16 protein-coding genes and 2 pseudogenes are annotated in these 19,259 nt (G+C 70.7%); 6 read left to right on the top strand and 12 right to left on the bottom strand.

The genetic code is table 11. The annotated features are described in order from the left end of the window. Nucleotides 1–132: 132 nt before the first annotated feature. Nucleotides 133–315 (bottom strand): hypothetical protein, encoded by a 183-nt coding sequence (locus FrCorBMG51_RS20865; protein ID WP_013874434.1) that lies wholly within the window; start codon nt 313–315, stop codon nt 133–135. Nucleotides 316–901: 586 nt separating this feature from the next. Continuing rightward, on the bottom strand, nt 902–2,260 hold the full coding sequence (gene glnA, locus FrCorBMG51_RS20860) for a type I glutamate--ammonia ligase (protein ID WP_013874435.1): 1,359 nt from the start codon (nt 2,258–2,260) through the stop codon (nt 902–904). Between the two features lie 265 nt (nt 2,261–2,525). On the opposite strand from glnA, the pseudogene FrCorBMG51_RS35095 reads away from it, so the two are divergent. Both FrCorBMG51_RS35095 and FrCorBMG51_RS20855 read left to right on the top strand, forming a co-directional pair. Continuing rightward, nucleotides 2,526–2,693: pseudogene (locus FrCorBMG51_RS35095) on the top strand (nitrilase-related carbon-nitrogen hydrolase); the annotation flags it as partial. A 140-nt stretch (nt 2,694–2,833) separates the two neighbouring features. Further along, nucleotides 2,834–4,369, top strand: coding sequence for an NAD+ synthase (locus FrCorBMG51_RS20855; protein WP_268760588.1), 1,536 nt, complete (start codon nt 2,834–2,836; stop codon nt 4,367–4,369). Between the two features lie 227 nt (nt 4,370–4,596). Here the strand turns inward: FrCorBMG51_RS20855 and FrCorBMG51_RS20850 are convergent, their stop codons facing one another. Beyond that, nucleotides 4,597–5,496, bottom strand: a complete 900-nt coding sequence (locus tag FrCorBMG51_RS20850) for a TetR/AcrR family transcriptional regulator (protein WP_076842634.1) — start codon at nt 5,494–5,496, stop codon at nt 4,597–4,599. Here FrCorBMG51_RS20850 and panB point away from each other — a divergent pair. Further along, nucleotides 5,390–6,775: a 3-methyl-2-oxobutanoate hydroxymethyltransferase gene (gene panB / locus FrCorBMG51_RS35090; protein WP_476742224.1), complete on the top strand. Its 1,386-nt coding sequence runs from the start codon at nt 5,390–5,392 to the stop codon at nt 6,773–6,775. The two genes, FrCorBMG51_RS20850 and panB, sit on opposite strands and share 107 nt — an antisense overlap. A gap of 287 nt (nt 6,776–7,062) precedes the next feature. On the opposite strand, the gene FrCorBMG51_RS20840 is transcribed toward panB, so the two are convergent. From FrCorBMG51_RS20840 to npdG, 4 genes are all read right to left on the bottom strand, one after another. Beyond that, the gene (locus FrCorBMG51_RS20840; RefSeq protein WP_235433786.1) at nt 7,063–7,551 is read right to left on the bottom strand and encodes an RloB family protein; all 489 of its coding nucleotides are present in this window, start codon (nt 7,549–7,551) and stop codon (nt 7,063–7,065) included. Nucleotides 7,552–7,675: 124 nt separating this feature from the next. Then, entirely contained in the window at nt 7,676–8,917 is a 1,242-nt protein-coding gene (locus FrCorBMG51_RS20835; protein WP_235433782.1) for an AAA family ATPase, read from the bottom strand. Between the two features lie 479 nt (nt 8,918–9,396). Next, entirely contained in the window at nt 9,397–10,197 is an 801-nt protein-coding gene (locus FrCorBMG51_RS20830; RefSeq protein WP_047224728.1) for a helical backbone metal receptor, read from the bottom strand. Between the two features lie 133 nt (nt 10,198–10,330). Further along, a complete protein-coding gene (npdG, locus tag FrCorBMG51_RS20825; RefSeq protein WP_047224727.1) occupies nt 10,331–11,014 on the bottom strand; it encodes an NADPH-dependent F420 reductase in 684 nt (227 codons plus the stop codon). Nucleotides 11,015–11,600: 586 nt separating this feature from the next. Here npdG and FrCorBMG51_RS20820 point away from each other — a divergent pair. After that, entirely contained in the window at nt 11,601–11,828 is a 228-nt protein-coding gene (locus FrCorBMG51_RS20820; RefSeq protein ID WP_047224716.1) for a hypothetical protein, read from the top strand. A gap of 130 nt (nt 11,829–11,958) precedes the next feature. Here FrCorBMG51_RS20820 and FrCorBMG51_RS20815 read toward each other — a convergent pair. Further along, nucleotides 11,959–12,974 (bottom strand): annotated as a pseudogene (locus FrCorBMG51_RS20815) (site-specific tyrosine recombinase XerD). A gap of 2 nt (nt 12,975–12,976) precedes the next feature. Next, nucleotides 12,977–13,144, bottom strand: a complete 168-nt coding sequence (locus FrCorBMG51_RS28620; protein ID WP_157180606.1) for a hypothetical protein — start codon at nt 13,142–13,144, stop codon at nt 12,977–12,979. A 191-nt stretch (nt 13,145–13,335) separates the two neighbouring features. Between FrCorBMG51_RS28620 and FrCorBMG51_RS31915 the strand changes: the two genes are divergently transcribed. Both FrCorBMG51_RS31915 and FrCorBMG51_RS31910 read left to right on the top strand, forming a co-directional pair. Further along, entirely contained in the window at nt 13,336–13,965 is a 630-nt protein-coding gene (locus FrCorBMG51_RS31915) for a hypothetical protein (RefSeq protein WP_047224715.1), read from the top strand. A gap of 236 nt (nt 13,966–14,201) precedes the next feature. Next, a complete protein-coding gene (locus FrCorBMG51_RS31910; protein WP_235433780.1) occupies nt 14,202–15,023 on the top strand; it encodes a PKD domain-containing protein in 822 nt (273 codons plus the stop codon). Between the two features lie 88 nt (nt 15,024–15,111). On the opposite strand, the gene FrCorBMG51_RS20800 is transcribed toward FrCorBMG51_RS31910, so the two are convergent. The 3 genes from FrCorBMG51_RS20800 to FrCorBMG51_RS20790 all read right to left on the bottom strand — a co-directional run bounded on the left by FrCorBMG51_RS20800 (nt 15,112) and on the right by FrCorBMG51_RS20790 (nt 18,836). Next, nucleotides 15,112–15,717, bottom strand: a complete 606-nt coding sequence (locus tag FrCorBMG51_RS20800; protein WP_235433785.1) for an NUDIX domain-containing protein — start codon at nt 15,715–15,717, stop codon at nt 15,112–15,114. 251 nt (nt 15,718–15,968) lie between these two features. After that, on the bottom strand, nt 15,969–17,738 hold the full coding sequence (locus FrCorBMG51_RS20795; RefSeq protein WP_047224714.1) for a CTP synthase: 1,770 nt from the start codon (nt 17,736–17,738) through the stop codon (nt 15,969–15,971). A 468-nt stretch (nt 17,739–18,206) separates the two neighbouring features. Continuing rightward, a complete protein-coding gene (locus FrCorBMG51_RS20790; RefSeq protein WP_047224713.1) occupies nt 18,207–18,836 on the bottom strand; it encodes a malonic semialdehyde reductase in 630 nt (209 codons plus the stop codon). Between the last annotated feature and the right edge of the window lie 423 nt (nt 18,837–19,259).

Below are 19,259 nucleotides of genomic sequence, written 5' to 3'. Positions count from 1 at the left end.
CCGCCGCCGGGGCATCGGCGGCGGCCGGCTGCGCCGTCACCGGGCCGGCCGACGGCGGAGCGTGGGAGAAAAGGACCGCGCCGCCGTCGGCCTGCCGGAAAGCCACTGCTCGGCCACCGGCCCGACGTCCCGTCAGAGCTGGACGAAGAAGGCGCCGCCGACGAAGTCGGCCGTCACGGCGAAGAGACCGCCGAAGAACCCGCCGCTCCAGCCGAGATCGGTGTAGTCCCAGACGGCCATCGCCGAACGCTCCGGAAGCAGCTCGGCGTGTTCCGCCGCGAGCTCGGCGGCGTCCAGGCCAGTTGTAGTCGTCATTGTTCGTTTCCCTTTCGGATGTTATCGTCCGCTGAACGGCCAGTAATGGTCGTACCTGTCCGCGCGCCTGTTTCTCTCGGGCCTGCGCGTCGTTCCGCGGACCTGTTCCGCGACTGTTTCATGTTTCTTCTTCACATATTTTTTTCATATGTGATGAACCGCAGGCGACCGCGCCCGGTGGACGACGGGCCCGGAAGCACGGCCGCATGGCCGACACAGTTCGCCGCATACCGCCGACCAGGTCGCCACAGGCCGCTTTTGCGGTCCATCGGGACTGGACTTTAGAGGCCAGGACGGCGGAGCGCAAGCAACCGGCCACTTCCAGTCGCCATGGGGTCGGATCCGGATTCAGGTGAATCGTTTCACGGTATTTCTCGACAACCGGCCATCGTCCACCCGATATCACCTTTTCAGCGGACCGGATTCGGGCGGCGGACCTTCCCGGCACGGATGCGGGACGGACGGCCGCGTCCCGCTCCCGCTCGCGGCTTCCCCACCACCCCACGCGGCCGGCTCACCCGACGGAACGGCCGGTCACAGAACGGGTCCCGGCCACCGGACGGGGTCGATCACAGGATGGGGCCGATCACAGGATGGGCAGGTACCGGTCGATCTCGAACGGCGTGACCTGGCGACGGTACTCGGCCCACTCGGCCCGTTTGTTCCGCAGGAAGAACTCGAAGAGGTCGGCGCCGAGCGTGTCGCGTACCATCTCCGACCGCTCCATGGTCGCGATCGCCTCCTCCAGCGTGCCGGGCAGCGCCCGGATGCCCCGCTCGTTGCGCTGCGGCTCGGTCAGGGTCCACACGTCGTCGGCCGCCGGCGGCGGCAGCTCGTACCCCTCCTGGATGCCCCGCAGGCCCGCGGCGAGTATCAGCGCGAACGCCAGATAGGGATTGCAGGCGCTGTCCGGCGACCGGAACTCGATCCGGGTCGCGTTCGGCTTGTTCGGCTTGTGCAGCGGTATCCGCACCAGGGCGGAACGGTTGTTGTGCCCCCAGCACACATAGGCGGGCGCCTCCAGCACCTCACCGGCACGCTGGTCGCCGACAATTCGTTTGTAGGAGTTCACCCACTGGTTGGTCACCGCGGTTATCTCGGCCGCGTGGACGAGCAGACCGGCAATGAAGGCCTGTGCGACCTTGGAGAGATGATAGGGGTCGGTCGGGTCGTAGAAGGCGTTCCGGTCACCTTCGAAAAGGCTGAGGTGGGTGTGCATACCCGACCCGGCCTGGTCACTGTACGGCTTCGGCATGAACGTCGCGTAGACACCCTGCCGCAGCGCGACCTCCTTCACCACCTGACGAAATGTCATGATATTGTCGGCGATGGTCAGGGCGTCGGCGTACCGCAGGTCGATCTCCTGCTGGCCGGGCGCCACCTCGTGGTGGCTGAACTCGACGGAAATACCCAGCCGTTCGAGCACCCCGATGGCCTGCTGCCGGAAATCGTGGCTGATGTCGTTCGGCGTGAGGTCGAAATACCCGGAGTCGTCGACCGGCGGCGGCACCGGCGCGCCGCGCTGCGGCGGCTGCCGCAGCAGGAAGAACTCGATCTCGGGATGGGTGTAGAAGGTGAAACCGGCCTCCGCGGCGGTGGCCAGCGTCCGCCGCAGGACCCAGCGGGAATCCGCCGGGGACGGCGCGCCACCCGGCATGACGAGATCGCAGAACATCCGCGCGGTCACCGGGCTGTCCCCACGCCAGGGCAGCACCTGGAAGGTCGACGGATCCGGCTTGACGAGCATGTCCGCCTCGTGGACCCGGGCGAAGCCCTCGATGGACGACCCGTCGAACCCGATGCCCTCGGCGAGTGCCCCCTCCAGTTCGGCCGGCGCGATCTCGACGGACTTCAGCACGCCCAGGACGTCGGTGAACCACAACCGGATGAACCGGATGTCGCGTTCCTCAAGGGTTCGTAGGACGAACTCCTGTTGCTTGTCCATGGCAGCCTCCGCGCTGGAGAGGGCTGGAACGAGGTCGGCTCGCCGTCGCGGGCGGGCAGGTGGTCCAAAGAGCGCCGGTCGGATAGTTCCCAGCCGACCATAGCGACTGGCCTGCCCGAACGTCCCGGCGCGGCATCCCGACAACCAGGCCGGTGACATATCGTCACGGCTGGGTTCGGATCGGTCCCTCCCGGGCCGAAGACGGCGCGATCATCGTTTTCCGCGTCGGCGCGGCCGTGCTCCCCGGGTCACTAGGCTTCGATTCATGACCCAGTTGCGCGTCACGCTTGCCCAGGTCGACACCACCGTCGGCGATCTCGCGGCGAACGCGGACCTGGTGAGCGCCTGGGCGGGACGGGCGGTGCGCGCCGGCGCGCACCTGGTGGCCTTCCCGGAGATGACGCTCACCGGCTATCCGGCCGAGGACCTCGTGCTGCGCCGCTCGTTCGCGCAGGCCTCCCGCGCGGCCGTCGNCCGGCTCGCCCGCCGGCTGGCCGACGAGGGCGCCGGCGAGCTGGCCGTCGTCGTCGGCTATCTCGACAGCTCCCGCAACCCCACGCCGCGGCTGGGNGGCTGGGCCGGCCCGCCGGTGAGCCGCAGAACGCGGCCGCGGTGCTGTGGCGCGGCGAGGTCGTGGCCCGGTACGCCAAGCACCATCTGCCCAACTACGGCGTGTTCGACGAGTTCCGCTACTTCGTGCCCGGCTACGACTTCCCGGTCCTGCGCCTGCACGGGGTGGACGTCGGGCTGACGATCTGCGAGGACCTCTGGCAGGACGGCGGGCCCGTCGCGGTCGCCCGGGCCGCCGCCGTGGGCCTGCTGGTGTGCATCAACGGATCACCGTACGAGCGGGGGAAGGCCTTCCAGCGCGATGAGCTGGCCGCGGCCCGGGCGCGGGAGGCCGGCGCCGCGCTCGCGTACGTCAACCTCGTCGGTGGCCAGGACGAGCTCGTCTTCGACGGCGGGTCGCTGGTGGTGGACGCCGGCGGCCGCACGCTCGCCCGCGCCGAGCAGTTCACCGAGACGCTGCTGACCGTCGACCTCGACCTGCCGGCCGGCGCGCCGGTGGCCGGCCCTGTCGTCACCGGTCCGGTGGACGCGGGCGACGGCACCACGATCGCCGTGTCCCGCGTCGTGCTGGCCGACGAGCCCGTCTCCCCCTTCGAGGCGCGTGAGCCCACGGTGGCCCAGCGGCTGGACTCCGCCGCCGAGCTCTACGCCGCCGTGGTCACCGGCACCCGTGACTACGTCCGCAAGAACGGGTTCGCCTCGGTCGTCCTCGGACTCTCCGGCGGTATCGACTCGGCGTTGGTCGCCACGATCGCCGTGGACGCCCTCGGCGCGGCCCGGGTACACACGGTCGCGATGCCGTCGGTGCACTCCTCGGCCGGTTCCGTGGCCGACGCCGCGGAGCTGGCCCGGCGTACCGGCGTCACGCACACCGTGGTCCCGATCCAGCCCGTGGTGGACGCCTTCCACGACGCGCTGGCCGGCACCGGCGGCCTTGCCGGCCTGGCCGCCGAGAACCTGCAGGCCCGGGTCCGCGGGACGCTGCTGATGGCGCTGTCGAACGCCCATGGCCATCTTGTTCTCACCACGGGTAACAAGAGCGAGCTCGCCACCGGGTTCTCCACGCTCTACGGCGACAGCGCCGGCGGCTTCGCCCCGATCAAGGACGTGCCCAAGACCCTGGTCTGGGAGCTCGCCCGCTGGCGCAACGCGCAGGCGCTGCGCGACGGCGAGACCCCGCCCATCCCAGAGGAGATCATCATCAAGCCACCGTCCGCCGAACTCGCCCCCGGGCAGCTCGACTCGGACCGGCTGCCCGACTACTCCACGCTGGACGCGGTCCTCGACGACTACGTCGAACGAGACCAGGGCCGCACCGAACTGATCACTGCGGGTCACGACCCCGACACCGTGGAGCGGGTCATCCGCCTGGTGGACCTCGCCGAGTACAAGCGGCGGCAGAACCCCCCGGGGCCCAAGGTGACCTCGAAGGCGTTCGGCCGTGACCGCCGACTGCCGATCACCTCCCACTGGCGCGAGCGGACGGGCCCGCCGCCCGCCGTCGAACCGTCGCCGCACCCCGACAGCGTCACCCCCTGACAGGGTCACCCCCTGACGGCGCTCCGAGGCGGCGCCACACCCGGCCACGTCATCCCCTGGCGGCATCCTGCCCCGGGCCAGTACCGCGCCCCCGACTCAGCACCGCCCCGGAGTGGCACTGCCCTGACGACGGCCATCGCTGAGCAGCCTCCGGACAGCGCCGTCCCCGGGCGGCACCCGGACGGCATTCGCCCGCCGCCCGCCGCGCGTCCAGGTCGGACGGCGGGTCAACCGGCCGCTGGCATCCCGGCCGTGTCGGATCCGGAGCGCTGGAGGATCCCGCGCAGGACCGTGTCGACCACACCGGTGATCCGGGAACCGGTGACGTCACGCGAATGCCCGGTGTACTGCCAGTAGGCTACGGAACCGATCAGCATGTCGATGATCATTTCGATGTCGATGTCCGGGCTCAGTTCCCCCGAGACGATGCCGCCGCGCAACAGGGCGGCCACCCGGTCCCGCGCCGGGGCCATGACCCGTCTGCGGTAGGCCTCGAACAGGTTGGGGTGCTCCTCCTTCTCGGCCAGCAGTCTGGGCATGATGCGGCCGGCCAGCGTCTGGATGCTGTGCTTGCGCACGGTGTTCAGCCAGGCGACGAGATCGTCGCGCAGCGACCCGGTCTGCGCCCCGCCCGAGAGATCGGCAAGAGTGCCCAGCGCCTCGACGACCAGGGCGTCCTTGGTCGGCCACCGCCGGTAGACCGTTGCCTTGCCAACCCCGGCCCGCGCCGCGACCGCCTCCATCGACAGCCCGGCGAACCCGTAGTCGGCGAGCGTGTGCAGGGTCGCGCTGATGATCGCTTCGTCCCGGCGGGTGTCGCGTGGGCGTCCCGGCGTGCGCATCGGTGGCCGCGCCGGCCGCGCCGGCCCGGGCCCGCGCCGGTCGGCAGGCGGATGGTGCTGCTCGCTGGCCGCCGATCGCGCCGGCCCGGACGCGCGTCCGCTCGACATCGTCACGACGGACGCTCCGCCGCGGCCCCGGCCCGCGGACGGCCGGCCCGGGTACACCCGGTCGAGCCCCATGCCGGAGGCCACCTCGCGGGCCGTCTCGCGGGCCAGGGCAGGCATGCCCCGGGCCCTGTCGAGGACTGTGCCGGCAGCGATGGCGAGAGCCGTCGTCGGCGCCATGTCGGATACCGTGACAGATGCCGTGACGGGCGTCCCGTCGGGCCCGGCACCGGATTCGTCCCCGCATTCGGCAGCGCGTTTGGCAGCGCGTCCGGCGCGGTGTGCCCGTTCATCCGCGGCCACCGCCGCCCATCTCTGTAGTGCTTGCTGTGCCCCATGGATCCCGTCCGTCGAAGTTGTGTCCCGACCGTCAGGTGGCGCCCCCGCATCCAAGATCGAAGCCTACGGTGAGCCAGGCCACGACGCATCTGTTTCCACGGCGGTGGCAGCATGGAGGGGACGCCGGGACGCGCCAGCGCCCGGACGGACCAACAGGAGATCGTATGAACAGGACGGCAGAAGTCTGTTCCGCCTCGCCCGCCGCCGCGGCCGGGGAAGCGACGACGCTGTACGGCGCGTCGACGGCACCGGGCACCCCGGCGGCAGGATCAGGACCCGCGGCCGCGGCCCGTGGCGGCGCGGCCCGNNTGGCGGCGCGGCCCGCCGCGGCCGGACCACCGTCCGGGAACTCCAGGCGGCCAAGGACCGCGGGGAGAAGTGGGCGATGCTCACCGCCTACGACGCGACCACCGCCCGCATCTTCGACGACGTGGGCGTGCCGGTGCTGCTCGTCGGCGACTCGGCGGCCAACGTCGTCTACGGCTACGAGACCACCGTGCCGGTAACGGTGGAGGAGATGCTGCCGCTGGTGCGCGCGGTCGTCCGCGGAACCACCCACGCACTGGTCGTCGCGGACCTGCCCTTCGGCTCGTACCAGAGGTCGGTGGAGCAGGCGATCGACAACGCGGCACGTTTCATGAAGGACGGCGGCGCCAAGGCGGTCAAGCTCGAAGGGGGCGCCCGGGTGGTCCCGCAGGTCGCCGCGCTGGTGGCGGCCGGTATCCCGGTCATGGCCCACCTCGGGCTGACCCCGCAGAGCGTGAACGTCCTCGGCGGCTACCGGGTGCAGGGCCGCGGCAACGCCGGTGACGCCCTGCTCGCCGACGCGCTCGCGCTGGAGGCGGCCGGGGCGTTCGCCGTCGTGCTCGAGGTGGTCCCGTCCGATCTCGCCGCCCGGGTGAGCAAGGAACTGACCATCCCGGTCGTCGGTATCGGAGCCGGCCCGGACTGCGACGCGCAGGTTCTGGTCTGGCAGGACATGGCCGGCCTTTCCGACGCGCACGCCCGGTTCGTCAAGCACTATGCCGATCTGCGCTCCACCCTCGCCGACGCGGCGCTGCGCTTCACCGAGGAGGTCCGCGGCGGCACCTTCCCCACCGTCGAACACAGCTACCACTGACGAACACAGCTACCGCTGAGCACACCCGCCGCCGCTGACCAGCTCCGGCGCCGCCGGGCGGGCCGCCACCACCGGACCTGCCCAGCGGTACGGCCACGGCCGGCCATACCGGCGCCCTCCACCCACCACCAACGGCCCCGCTGACGACGTTCACCTGAAGGATGTGAATCCGCTGCCGCCATCACGGCACCGCGTTCGCATCCTTCAGAACTGATCAGGGACGTGTCGCGAGCGGAAGGTATTCGCTCGCGACAGCCGTATGCTCGGGAAAGAGCCCGGCGCGGAGCCTACGCCTCGAGCGCGGTGAGGAGAGCGGGCATCGAGGACGAAGGATTGTCCCGAGGAAACACCGTTCCGTTCTTCTCATGTCTGGTCGCCAGCGCCAGCGCCCGTCGCGCGGCGTCCTTCCGGCGTGGTATGTACAACTCCGCGTCGATGCTCTTCCCCGGTCTGCCGTCGAGTAACCGACTCTTACGTTCGACCGCGGCGGTGTCGGCAGACCTGTTGTAGTCCTGGTGGTGCAGGATGAGCCACAGCTCGAAACAGGGGTTGGAAACCGCCAGCCCGATGTCGTGCGCACGGGCGAGGTCGACAGCCTCCGTGAGGTTCGGATGGTTCTTGGGCCATTCGACGTCGAACACGCACCAGCACTCGTCGACCTCCGGGTCCTTCTTCCGTTCGACGGCTCGTCTGACCAGGGTGAGCGGCACTCCCTGGCCGGCATCGATCTCGATGCGGACGGAAGTCCTCCGAGCGACTTCCGGAAGCTTCTTGATGCCTTTTATGTAGTCCGGCTCCGAATTTTTTCCTCGCAGAACACTACGATTGTCCGCAGCTCCGGGCGGGCCGCGGTCCGCCGCTTCAGCGGCTTCGGCGCCCTCGGCCTCGTCGCCACCGCCGTCAGCCGATCAGGCCGAGCGCGCGCAGCAGTTCGGCCTGATCCACGTCGGGCAGCGCGCCGAAACGTCCGTGCAGGTAGGCACGCTCAAGGTTCTGAGATCTCCGCACCCGCTCACCGGCGAACTCGGCAAGCGCGCCGAGCCGTGTCGCCCCGCTGTCGGACTTCTCCGTCAGCCACACCTCGTCACGATTGAGATGGTTCAGTAGGCTGGTGTCGTGCGCGGTGAAGACGAGTTGCGCGCCGCGCGGATTCGTCGCCGGGTTGTGGAAGAGCCCGAGCAGCTGAGCGGACAGTGTCGGGTGCAGGCTCGCGTCCAGTTCGTCGAGCAACAGCAGGGATCCGCTTCGCAGCGCGGTCAGCACCGGGCCGATGAGCCTGAACCAGGTGCGGGTGCCCTCGGACTCGGCCCGGAAATCGAGTGGAACTTTTTCCGTCGCGGCCCGATGGACGAGTCGTACCCGTTTCGGTGGACGGCTGGCACCGGTTTCTGCCGAACGCTGTAGCGTCTTCTCGCCTTCGTCGATCAGAACATCATCAATTCCAAGATCCGCGATCCTGAGTAACGCCAGTGCCTGCTCCCGGTCCGGGCCCGGTGGCGCTCCGGGGGAAGCGACGTCGAAAAGCGCCTCCTGATCACTCTCCGACAGATACTCGAACCACCGGACGGTCGACCGTAGCGCACGATATGGTACTGCCATCTCAATAACTTCGGGAAGACGCTGCCCGGGGCTCATGGCCAGCGTACGAAGAAGCTCCCCGGCGAATTTGGAGACGAGTGGCTCCCGGAAGCGACGAGCCGCGGTCAGTACCAATGTGCGGTCCGTCATCAGTTCGCGCGTCCCGGCGATTCCGCCGAGTCCCCGCTGGAGCTTCAGCTCGCCGCTTTCCCGTTCAAAAACGCGGCGTCGCCTCTTCTCCGGATAATGAAAAAGACCTTCGTAGTGAACGGCCCGGCGGTGCACCTCGAGGACGTATTCGAACCGTATGCCGTCGACAAGCAGCTCGACGATGAACTCGGAGGGCCGGCCGGGGCCGTCCCCGAACGCGAACGGCTCGACCGGGATCTCGTCGTCCCAGGTGCGCAGCGAGTGCTGCACGGCGTCCCGGAGCCAGGTGAACGCCGCGACGATGTTCGACTTCCCGGAGGCGTTGGGGCCGTAGAGCGCCGCCACCGTGAGCAGGCTCTCCCCGAGCGAGGCCGCCTCGCGAGCTTCCACGCGATCGCGATCCACAGCGACCATGGACAGCTCCACGGGCTCCAGTATCGAACGATAGTTCGATACTTCGAAACGTATCAACATGGGCTGCCCTAACGTCGCTGCTTGGCGCTGTTACGAGCCGAATCCTGTCAAATTTTGACGAAACTTGGGCCGAGCATGCGGTAGCAATGTCATCTTAGCCGAAATCGACGATGTTCTTCGTGTCCGCGTGCCTGTGGTGGCGGCGGCCACGCCCTTCCGTTCTCGGAGCACATTGAGGCTGCCTGCCCGGTTCGGCCTGTCGCGCATGCGTATGGGTGCGTACAGAGAACTGCCGGCCACCGGCCGGAAGGACGCGAACGCGATGCCGTGACAGCGGCAGCGCGTTCGCATCGCTCGGAAGAGTGGGCCCTGGAATACAGGGACACCCGCGGGGAGATCCGTGTCGACAGTCCCGACACGGGTGTGGGTGGGACGATCGACCTGGCCATCGCAGTCCGGCGGCGACGGCGGCGCGGGCGTCAGGTGCGGGCGGGGGCGGTGACCGGGTGGGAGAGCTGGGCGTCGAGGACGGCGCGGGCCGACACCAGGGACGGTCCGTACCAGGTCAGATGGCGGCCGGAGACGCACACCACCGGGGTGTCCCCGAACGCCTCCGGGCCGTCGGCAGGGCTGAACGGATACGGCTCGTCGGGCAGCACCACCAGGTCGACGGGCGGCACCTCGTCCAGACGGATCCGGGGATAACGCTGCGAATGGTCGGCGAGCACGTTGTCGATCCCGAGCCGGCGCAGGACGTCACCGGTGAACGTCTCCCGCCCCACCGCCATCCAGGGCCGGCGCCACACCGGGACCAGCGCGCTGCGCCGCGGCCCGCGATACGGGGCCGCCCAGGTCGCGCGGGCGGCGGTCAGCCAGTCCGGCCGGTCGAGGCGGCAGGCGTCACGCAGCATCCGCTCGAGGCTGACCAGGGCGGCGTCCACGGTGGCCGGTGCCGTCACCCACACCGGGATGCCGGCCGCTCGGAGCTGGTCGAGATCGACATCCCGGTTCTCCTCGGCGTTGGCGCAGACCACGTCCGGGGCGAGGGAGACGATCGTGGTGATGTCCGGGTTCTTCGTCCCGCGTACGCGGGCCACGTCGAGGTCGACCGGGCGGGAGCACCAGGCCGTCGCCCCGACCAGCAGGCCGGGCGCGGTGTGCGCGATGGCTTCGGTCAGGCTCGGGACGAGCGAGACCACGCGGGTCACCCGTCGGGGCACCGCCACCCCGTTACCGAGATCGTCGATGCCGGGATCATCCCGGCCGCTCGCCGCCGTCACCGTCACCGTCGCCACCTACCCCGGTCGATTGCCACCTACGCCGGCTGGACCGGACGTCCGTGGTGAAACACCTGATGAAACATTTGCCACGGAATGCCTGTCACAATTTGTTACTATCTGCCGTTACCCGATGTCACTGAACGTCTGTCACGCGTAGCCCCGCGTGGGATTTGTAGCGTCTGTTCACCGAGATCAGGTTCGCGGTCAGCCCCTCGACGGAGGCCGCGTTACGCAGCTTGCCCGCGTAGATCCCGCGGATGCCGGCGATCCTGCCCGCCAGCGCTATGACGGTGTCGGTGGCCTGCCGGTCGTCACCCAGGACGAGAACGTCGGTGTCGATCTCGTTGACCGTCTCGTCCTCCAGCAGCACCGCGCTGACATGGTGGAACGCGGCCACCACGGTGCTCTCCGGCAGCAGCGCCGCGGCCTGCTGTGCCGCGCTGCCCTCGGGTACGGGGAGCACGAACGCGCTGCCCCTGTCGAAGCCGAGCGGGTTGACGCAGTCAACGACGATCTTGCCGGCGAGCTCGGCGCGCAGGCCGGTGAGCAACTCGCCGTGGCCGTCCCAGGGCACGGCGACGATCACGATGTCGCCGGCGGCGGCGGCGGTGGCGTTGTCCGCGCCAGTGACGGCCCAGCCGGCCGCGCCCAGCTTCGCGGCGGCCTCCCCGGCGCGTTCGGCGGAACGCGAGCCCAGCACGACCCGGTTGCCGGCGATGGCGAGACGGCGGCCGAGTCCGCGACCCTGCGGCCCGGTCCCGCCGAGGATGGAGATCGTCAGCAACGAGACGTCAGGTAGATCACCAGGAGAGCCCATGAGCCACATCCTGCCGTATGACCCGTCCACAGGGCATTCTGATCGCCGACGGAACGATCATGCACATCCGCCGCCAGTCGAGGATGCCGGCTCCGAAGGAGCGGCCCCGAAACGCCGAAGCGTCAACATCATCTGGACCGGCGCTGGCCGGCCCGCTCCGGGCGGCCCGCCCTGGCCGCCGCCCCCGATCCTGCCACCCTGAACGCTTCTGGCCGACTCGGAGTGTATCCATACGGTTGGGTTCACCCACGGGCACCCCCGGTCACCCGACCCGGGAGCGAATGCGGGACTATGCCTGAACAACGTGACAGCTACGGGCGTTGATCGCCCCGTAGGACGCTGGCGGACGCCGGGGGGCGGGAGTCTTCTCAACAGACGCGGCCGTACCGATCGGACAGAGGAGCGGCGGAAGGTGAACAACGGAAACAATTCCGTGCTTACAACACTTCGCGATCAAGACATTGCGTTGCGTGACATCCATGGAACGTTGGACAACCCCGGCCGCACGCCGTTCGAGGACGGGTCGTACCGTTCCATTCCACGAACAGCTGCGAGATCCACAGAACCAGGTGGGAGAGGTCGAGCAATGGCGGACGTATCGGTTCGCTTCGCGATGACGAACGACAGCGAAGTGGTGCTCAACCTGTCGCTGCCGCAGGCACTGCGCCTGATGGAGGCGATCGCGCGCAAGGTCGGCGAGACGCTCGCCGAGCGCAGCACGCAGGGCGTCGGAGGTGTCGGAGGCGTCGGAGGGGTACCCACGCCGGCCCCGTCCAACGGCATGCCGAGCCTGGGGCCGTACACCCCGTCCTGAGGCCCGCGACAGCCCGGCGGACGGCCGGCAGGACAGCCCGACAGGCGGGTGGGTTCCCACCATGCGGTGACCCCACCCGACGGCCGGCCATTCCACCGCGGGCAGGCCAGCGGGCGTGCGCGGGAGCGTGTCAGCCCTGGGCCGGCCTGCTGGTGCCCAGCGCCCGGGGATGCGACGTCGCGTACACCTCGCGCAGCCGGTCCACCGTGACCAGCGTGTAGATCTGGGTGGTACTCACCGACGCGTGGCCCAGCAGCTCCTGGACGACCCGCACATCGGCCCCGCCGTCGAGCAGGTGGGTCGCGAAGGAGTGCCGCAGTACGTGCGGTGACACGCCCTCCACGCCGGCCGCCACGGCCGCGGTCCGCAGCACCGTCCAGGCGCTCTGCCGCGACAGCCTGGTCCCCCGCCGGGACAGGAAGACCGCCGGGGACGCCCGCCGGCTCGCCAGCACCGGACGCGCCCGGACCAGGTAGGCGGCCAGCGCCTCGCCGGCGTACCGGCCGAGCGGGACGACCCGGGCCCGGCCGCCCTTGCCAAGCAGCCGCACCGACGCCGCGTCCAGGTCCAGGTCGTCGATATCGAGGCCGACGGCTTCGGAGATGCGCGCGCCGGTCCCGTAGAGCAGTTCCAGCAGCGCGACCGCCCGCAGCTGTCGGCTCCCCTCGGCGGGATCGCCGCCGGGACCGCCGGCGGCGGACGTGGACGCGGCGCGCAGAACGGCCACCACCTGGTCGACGGTAAGCGCCCTGGGCAGCCGGCGCGGCGGGGTCGGCGGGCGTACCGGCCGGGAGACGTCCGAGGTGACCTCGCCCTCCCGCGCCGCGAAGCGATGCAGCGACCGGACCGAGACGAGCATCCGCGCCACCGACGACGCCGCCAGCGGNCCGCCAGCGGCGGGTGCTCGCCGGCCCCCTCCCGGAGGGTCGCCGCGAACTCGGCCACCTCGGACTCGTCCACGTCGGCCAGGGAGCGCACCCCGCGCAGGCTCAGGTGCTCCAGGTAACGGCGCAGGTCACGCCGGTAGGCGAGGACCGAGTTGCGCGCGAGCCCACGCTCGCCCGCCAGATGGTCGAGGAAGCGCTCGACCACGACGGCCGGGTCCCCGGCCACGGGTTCCGGTTCCGGTTCCGGGTCAGCCGGCATGCTCACGTGCGTACCGTGCGGGCCGCCGGGTAGGCCGGGTAGGCCGGGTAGGCCGCACGGGCCATGCCCGCCGCGCGGGCCCGGTGGGCCGCGGCCACGGCAGGCGGGCGCCGGTCACCGCCAGGGACAGCACGGTCACCGCCAGAGGCGACAACGGACTCGCCGGCCATCAACCCATCCCTACGCCTGCGCTCGTCATCGATGTGCGTGGCTCGCCATCGACGTGAGTGTAGGTGCCCGGCGGACGGCGTCCGCCCATACCGCGCGGATCACACCCGACTACCTGGGACGACACGCCTCTCGGGGCGATTTGCCAACCCCTGTCCGTACGTGTAGAGGACTGCGGCTATCCTCACATCTGATGCGGACAGACAGTGGACCGCCACGACACGCCCGGTATCTGCTGGTCGCCGCCGTCGTCATACTGGCAGTCGGCTGTGGCGGTGGTGCGGCCACCACGGGTGCCCCGGCTCCGCCCAGGGCGCAGGCGTTCGGCCCGACGGGGCAGCCGAGCGGGCCGGTCACCGGCGATCCGCGCCCGGTCGGGTCCGTGTCGCAGGTGGTGGCCACACCGTCCGGGCCGCCGGCCGCCGACCCGACCCGGACGGCGCTGGCAACGGTGCAGGCGTACTTCACGGAGATCAACACAGCCAGTCGGGAGGGACGGGTGGCGGACGTGAGCCTGACAGCCATGCCGGGATGCCAGACGTGCATGCTCGACGTCGGCGTCACCCGCGGTTTCCACGACCAGGGCGGGCACGCCGACGTGGATCCGCTCGCCGTCGGCCCGGTCGTCATGGATCCGCTCGGGGATCGGGCCGCCACCGCGCGGACGACCGTGGCGATCAGAGCCGTCCGGCTGCTCGACGCCGCCGGCAACACCGTCCGGACCTATCCCGCCCAGCCGGCGCGCGCCGCCACCGCGACGCTGGTGCTGAGCTCGGCGGGCTGGCGCATCCAGAACGTCCTGTACGCCACGGGGTCGTCGTGACGCGGGCAGCCCCGTCCCCGCACGCGCATCCGCGCCCCAGGTCGCGGCGGCCGGGGCGGCCGGAAGGACCGGGCGGCCATGACCAGCCGGGCCGCGGTCACGCCGGCGGCCGGAACCTTCTGGGACGGCTGGGCCGCGACCGGCACGGGTGGCTCAGGGGGCGCTGGACGCGCCGGCGGCACGACACCGGCCAGAGCTACGGCCATGGCGCAGGTGCCGGCAGACCGCTGGCGATCGTGCTTCTTGTCGTCACGGCGTCCCTGCTCGGGCTGCTCCCGCCGGTGGTGTCACCCGCCGCCGCGGCACCGGACGGGCGGACCGGCGGCGCCTGCACGGCCCTGTGGGGATACTGCGACACCCGCGCCACCGACAGCGGATACATCTACACCTTCGTCGGCGGACGGCTGCACCGGACGCCCGCGACCGGCGCGGCCCGGCGGGCCGGCGGCGGCTGCGGGGACTGCGTCGTCCCCCTGAACTACTGCAACGTCGGTGACGAGACCACCGACTTCGAGGAACTGCTGTGGGCGACCGCACCGGAGGCGGCCGCCGACACGAACGCGCTGTGCGACCCGCAACCCGGTGCCGCCCCGACCCTCGCGCAGGTGCAGGCAGCGCTCACCAACTACCTGCGGGAACAGGCGCTGCCCAAGCCCACGCTCGTCGTCGCGCCGAGCGGGCGCAGCTTCGCCAACCTGCCGACGGTGGTGTACACGCCGGTCCCGCCGGCCTTCGTCTTCAACGTCGACCAGCCGGTGCTCGCCACGATCACCGCGGTCCCCCACTACCGGTGGGACTTCGGGGACGGCGCGATCGGCCCGGACTCCCCCGGCCGCCCCTTCGACCCGGCGATCTCACCCCGGGAGCATCCCGACGCCTACGTGTCGCACCCCTACCGCCAGCCCGGCACCTACACGATCACACTCACGGTGACCTGGCAGGGGACGTTCGCCGTGCCCGGTGTCGGGCAGGCGTTCCCGCTGGACCCGGTGGTCCTCGCGGCGAACGCCCCCGTCGTCGTGGACGAGGCCGGCAGCGTCCTCACCGGCAACGGCTGAGGTCCCCACCGGCAACGGCTGGCCCGGCTCGCCGGCCGCTGAAGCGCCGGTCGGGCGGCGCGGGCACCATCCGCACAGACACGAATAGTTATGAAACAGGCGCTCCAGGTGTTGGACGGTCCGGCCAGGGGGTGTCCGCGGCGCGCAGGGAGGTGAATCCGCCGGCGCGGGCCGTCGCCGCCGCCAGAATGCCGATCACGGCCATGGCGTTGGTGATCGTCCCGGACAGCACGTCGGCCACCGCCTCGTCGAGATCCACCCGCCGCGTCCGCATGTCGGCCTCCTCGTGGACGCCGACATGCCGCCGCGACGGCGGGATCACCGCCAGCTCACGGGCGAGGAAGACGCGATACGCCTCGTCGGTCATCCCGGGCGAGGCCAGGACGTCGACGAGCAGGTCCCAGCGGGCGGCCGTGAGATGGGCCTCCTCCGCAAGCTCACGGGCGGCGGCGGTCGCCAGCGGCTCCCCGGGGATGTCGAGGATGCCGGCGGGCAGCTCCCACAGGGGACGGCGGACCGGGTGACGGTACTGGTTGACCATCACCACCCGCCCGGACTCGTCCAACGCGACCACACCGACCGCGCCGGGATGCATGATGACGTCACGCTGGGAAACCCCACCGTCCGGCATCCGCACGATGTCCCGGCGGAGCCGGATGATCCGCCCGGTGAAGACGACATCGGACTCCACCACCTCGTAGCGGTGCCCGCTGTCGGAGCGGTAACCCGCCTCCGCGGCCGGCGCGCCAGCCGCGGGCCCCCCGTCCACAGGCACCCCGTTGGTGGGCGCCGCGGACGATTCGGCCGGGGGCGTGTTGTCCGTCTGTGGCCCGGCCGCGGGCACGCTGTCCGCCCGTGCCCCGTCCGGTCCCCGCGCGTCGGGCTCCCCCACCCCGCCGGCTGTCGCACCGCCGGCCGGCGCATGGCCGGCCGCGTTACTGGTTGTCACGTTGCGGGTGGCCATGACGGCACCAGCTCCTCACACTGCACCTCGCCAGCTATCCCCTGGCTGTCCACCATCTCCTGGCCGTCCACGTCCGCGATGCCGTCGGGCAGTTCGACTGGCAGCACCCCGGTGCGTTGCTCGGCGTGCGTGACCGCCGCCGCGGCCAGCGCGCGGAACAGCGGGTGGGCCCGTGTCGGCCGGGAGCGGAACTCCGGATGCGCCTGGGTGCCGACGTAGAACGGATGGACCTCCACCGGCAGTTCGACGACCTCGACGAGCCGGCTGTCCGGCGACGTCCCGGAAATCACCAGCCCGGCCGCGGTGAGCCGGTCGCGGTAGTCGTTGTTGACCTCGTAGCGGTGCCGGTGGCGTTCGTCGACCTCCGCGGCCCCGTACACCCGCCGGGCGACCGTGCCGGGCGCGAGCGTGCACGCGTACAGCCCGAGGCGCATCGTGCCGCCCATGTCCCGCTCCCCGGCGACCACGGCCTGCTGGTCGGCCATTGTGGAGATCACCGGATGCGGCGTCTGCGGGTCGAACTCGGTGGAGTTCGCGTCGGTGAGCCCGGCCATGTTGCGGGCCGCTTCGATGACCATGCACTGGAGGCCCAGACACAGGCCCAGGGCCGGGATCCCGTTCGCCCGCGCGTGCCGGAGCGCTTCGATCTTCCCTTCGATCCCGCGGATGCCGAAGCCGCCGGGCACGAGCACACCGTCCACCCCACCCAGGGCGACCGCGGTGGCCTGCGGGGACGAGCAGGTGTCCGCGGGCACCCAGCGGATCTCCACCCGGGCGTCCACCGCGAACCCGCCCGCCCGCAGCGCCTCGGTGACCGACAGGTAGGCGTCGGGCAGATCGACGTATTTCCCGACGATCGCCACCGTGACCAGGTTGGCCGGGCGGTGGACGCGGCGCAGCAGGGTGTCCCACTCGGTCCAGTCGACGTCCCGGAAGGGCAGGCCCAGGCGGCGGACCGCGTAGGCGTCGAGGCCTTCCCTGTGCAGCACCTTGGGGATGTCGTAGATCGAGGCCGCGTCCGGCGCGCCGACGACGGCCTCGTCGTCCACGTCGCACATCAGAGCGATCTTGCTTTTGAGCGCGGCCGGCAGCGGCCGGTCGGAGCGGCAGACCAGCGCGTCCGGCTGCAGGCCGATGCTGCGCAGCGCCGCCACCGAGTGCTGCGTGGGCTTGGTCTTCAGCTCCCCGGAGGGCGCCAGATAGGGCACCAGGCTGACGTGGACGGTCAGGACGTTGTCCCGTCCGACCTCGTGGCGGACCTGGCGGATCGCCTCCAGGTAGGGCAGCGACTCGATGTCGCCGACGGTGCCGCCCACCTCGGTGATGACCACGTCCCAGGCGTCGGTGGCGAGCCTGCGGATCCGGTCCTTGATCTCGTCGGTGATGTGCGGGACGACCTGCACCGTCTGGCCGAGGTAGCCACCCCGGCGCTCGCGGGCGATCACCTGCGAGTAGACCTGGCCGGTGGTGACGTTGGCGCTGCTGTCGAGGTCGACGTCCAGGAACCGCTCGTAGTGGCCGATGTCGAGGTCGGTCTCGGCGCCGTCGTCGGTGACGAAGACCTCCCCGTGCTGGAACGGGTTCATCGTGCCGGGGTCGACGTTGAGGTAGGGGTCGAGCTTCTGCATGGTGACCCGAAGGCCACGAGCCTTGAGGAGACGACCGAGGCTGGAGGCGGTGAGCCCCTTGCCGAGACTGGAGGCGACCCCTCCGGTCACGAAGATGTGCCTGGTCACGTGCGCCTGCGCCACGCTGGGACCCTTCCGTGGGTTGCGCCGGCCGGACACCCGTACCCGGCCGGTCCACGGGATTTCACGGTAACACCCCCGCCCCGGGTCGGGACACGCACGGGACAACTGCCGCCCGCCCGCCATGATCCAATCGGCCCGCCGTCCCGGGACGCGATCACCATCCAGCCATCACGTAACCGCACGATCACGCAGTCGACCCGTCTCGCCTTCACCCCGGAGCCCTACCGAGCAGAAACCCACAAAAACACGCGAACACAGCTGTCCGTCACCGTTTCTCGGGCTCCGCCGAAGCTCACGCCGGCGACAGCCCCACAAGGATGTGAAGGATGTGAATGCGCTGCTGTTGCAGCAGCACCGCATTCACATCCTTCAGAGCGTGGCCCGGGGGAAGGCTGCGCGGACGGGTGTTCGGAGAACGGGGAGCGGCGGGTGGGCGGGCGACAGGCGACGGCCGGGTGGAAGCGGCTGTCAGAGAGCGGAGATGACCTGGTCGTAGTCCAGGCGGGGGTGCCGGGGACGGAAGGCGTTCTCCCCCGGCCTGCCGATGTTGATTACCGCGAGTGTGCGCAGCGGTTTGTCGGCGAAGAACTCCCTGTCTATGGCGTCGGCGTCAAGCCCCGTCATCGGGCCGGCCGCGAGCCCCGCGGCCCGGATACCCAGAATGAAGTAGCCGATCTGGAGGGCGGCGTTGAACCGCGCGCTGTACTCACGGAAGGCCGGCTCGGCGAAGATGTCCCTGGCCGTCGGCAGATGCGGGAAGACCTGTGGCAGGTTGTCGTGAAAGTCGACGTCCGCAGCGACGATGGCCGCCAGCGGCGCGGACCGCGTCTTCGCCTGGTTACCCGAGCTGAGGTGCGCGACCAGCCGTTCCCGCGCCTCGGGCGAACGGACCAGAACGATCCGCAACGGCTGGGAGTTCATGCTGGTCGGCGCCCATTTGACCAGGTCGTAGATGGCGCGGATCTGCTCGTCGGACACTGGTTCGTCGCTGAAGGTGTTCGCTGTCTGGGCCGTGTGGAACAGCAGGTCCGCGGCAGCGGCGTCCAGCGCCAGGGCGGCGCCGGCGGAGGCGCTGGTGGCGGCGTCGGTGACGGTCATGAAAGTCAGGACTCCTGATGGTCGAGGTCGTCACGGGTCCGGGATCCCGGACCGGAGGGCACGCGATCATCGCTCGTGCCGGGCACCCACCGGCCTCACAGGACACTACTTGAACGCACAACCACATCCGCGACATCCCCACGCCGCTGTGACCCTCACCCCGCGAGCAATCCACCACCCCGCGGGTGGTCCGCGTCGGGTTCGCCCTGCTCCGCGGCGCCTTCATCCCCACGACCGGTTTCCCCACGCTTTCCCCACCCCGATGCCCCACCGGACGCCCCTATCCGAACGTCCCACTCGCTGCGGCCTCACCCTCGTAGCCGGCGGCGGTGCGTGCCTGGCCCGTAGGCAGAAAACGTCACCATGACAACGAAAACCACCTACGGACACGGAAGCCGTAGGTGGAAAGCGCTGCGATGACGG

Source organism: Protofrankia coriariae (assembly GCF_001017755.1).
Lineage (GTDB): Bacteria > Actinomycetota > Actinomycetes > Frankiales > Frankiaceae > Protofrankia > Protofrankia coriariae.
Note: the sequence above shows the minus strand (reverse complement) of the source record. Positions and strands in the feature narration are given on the sequence as shown.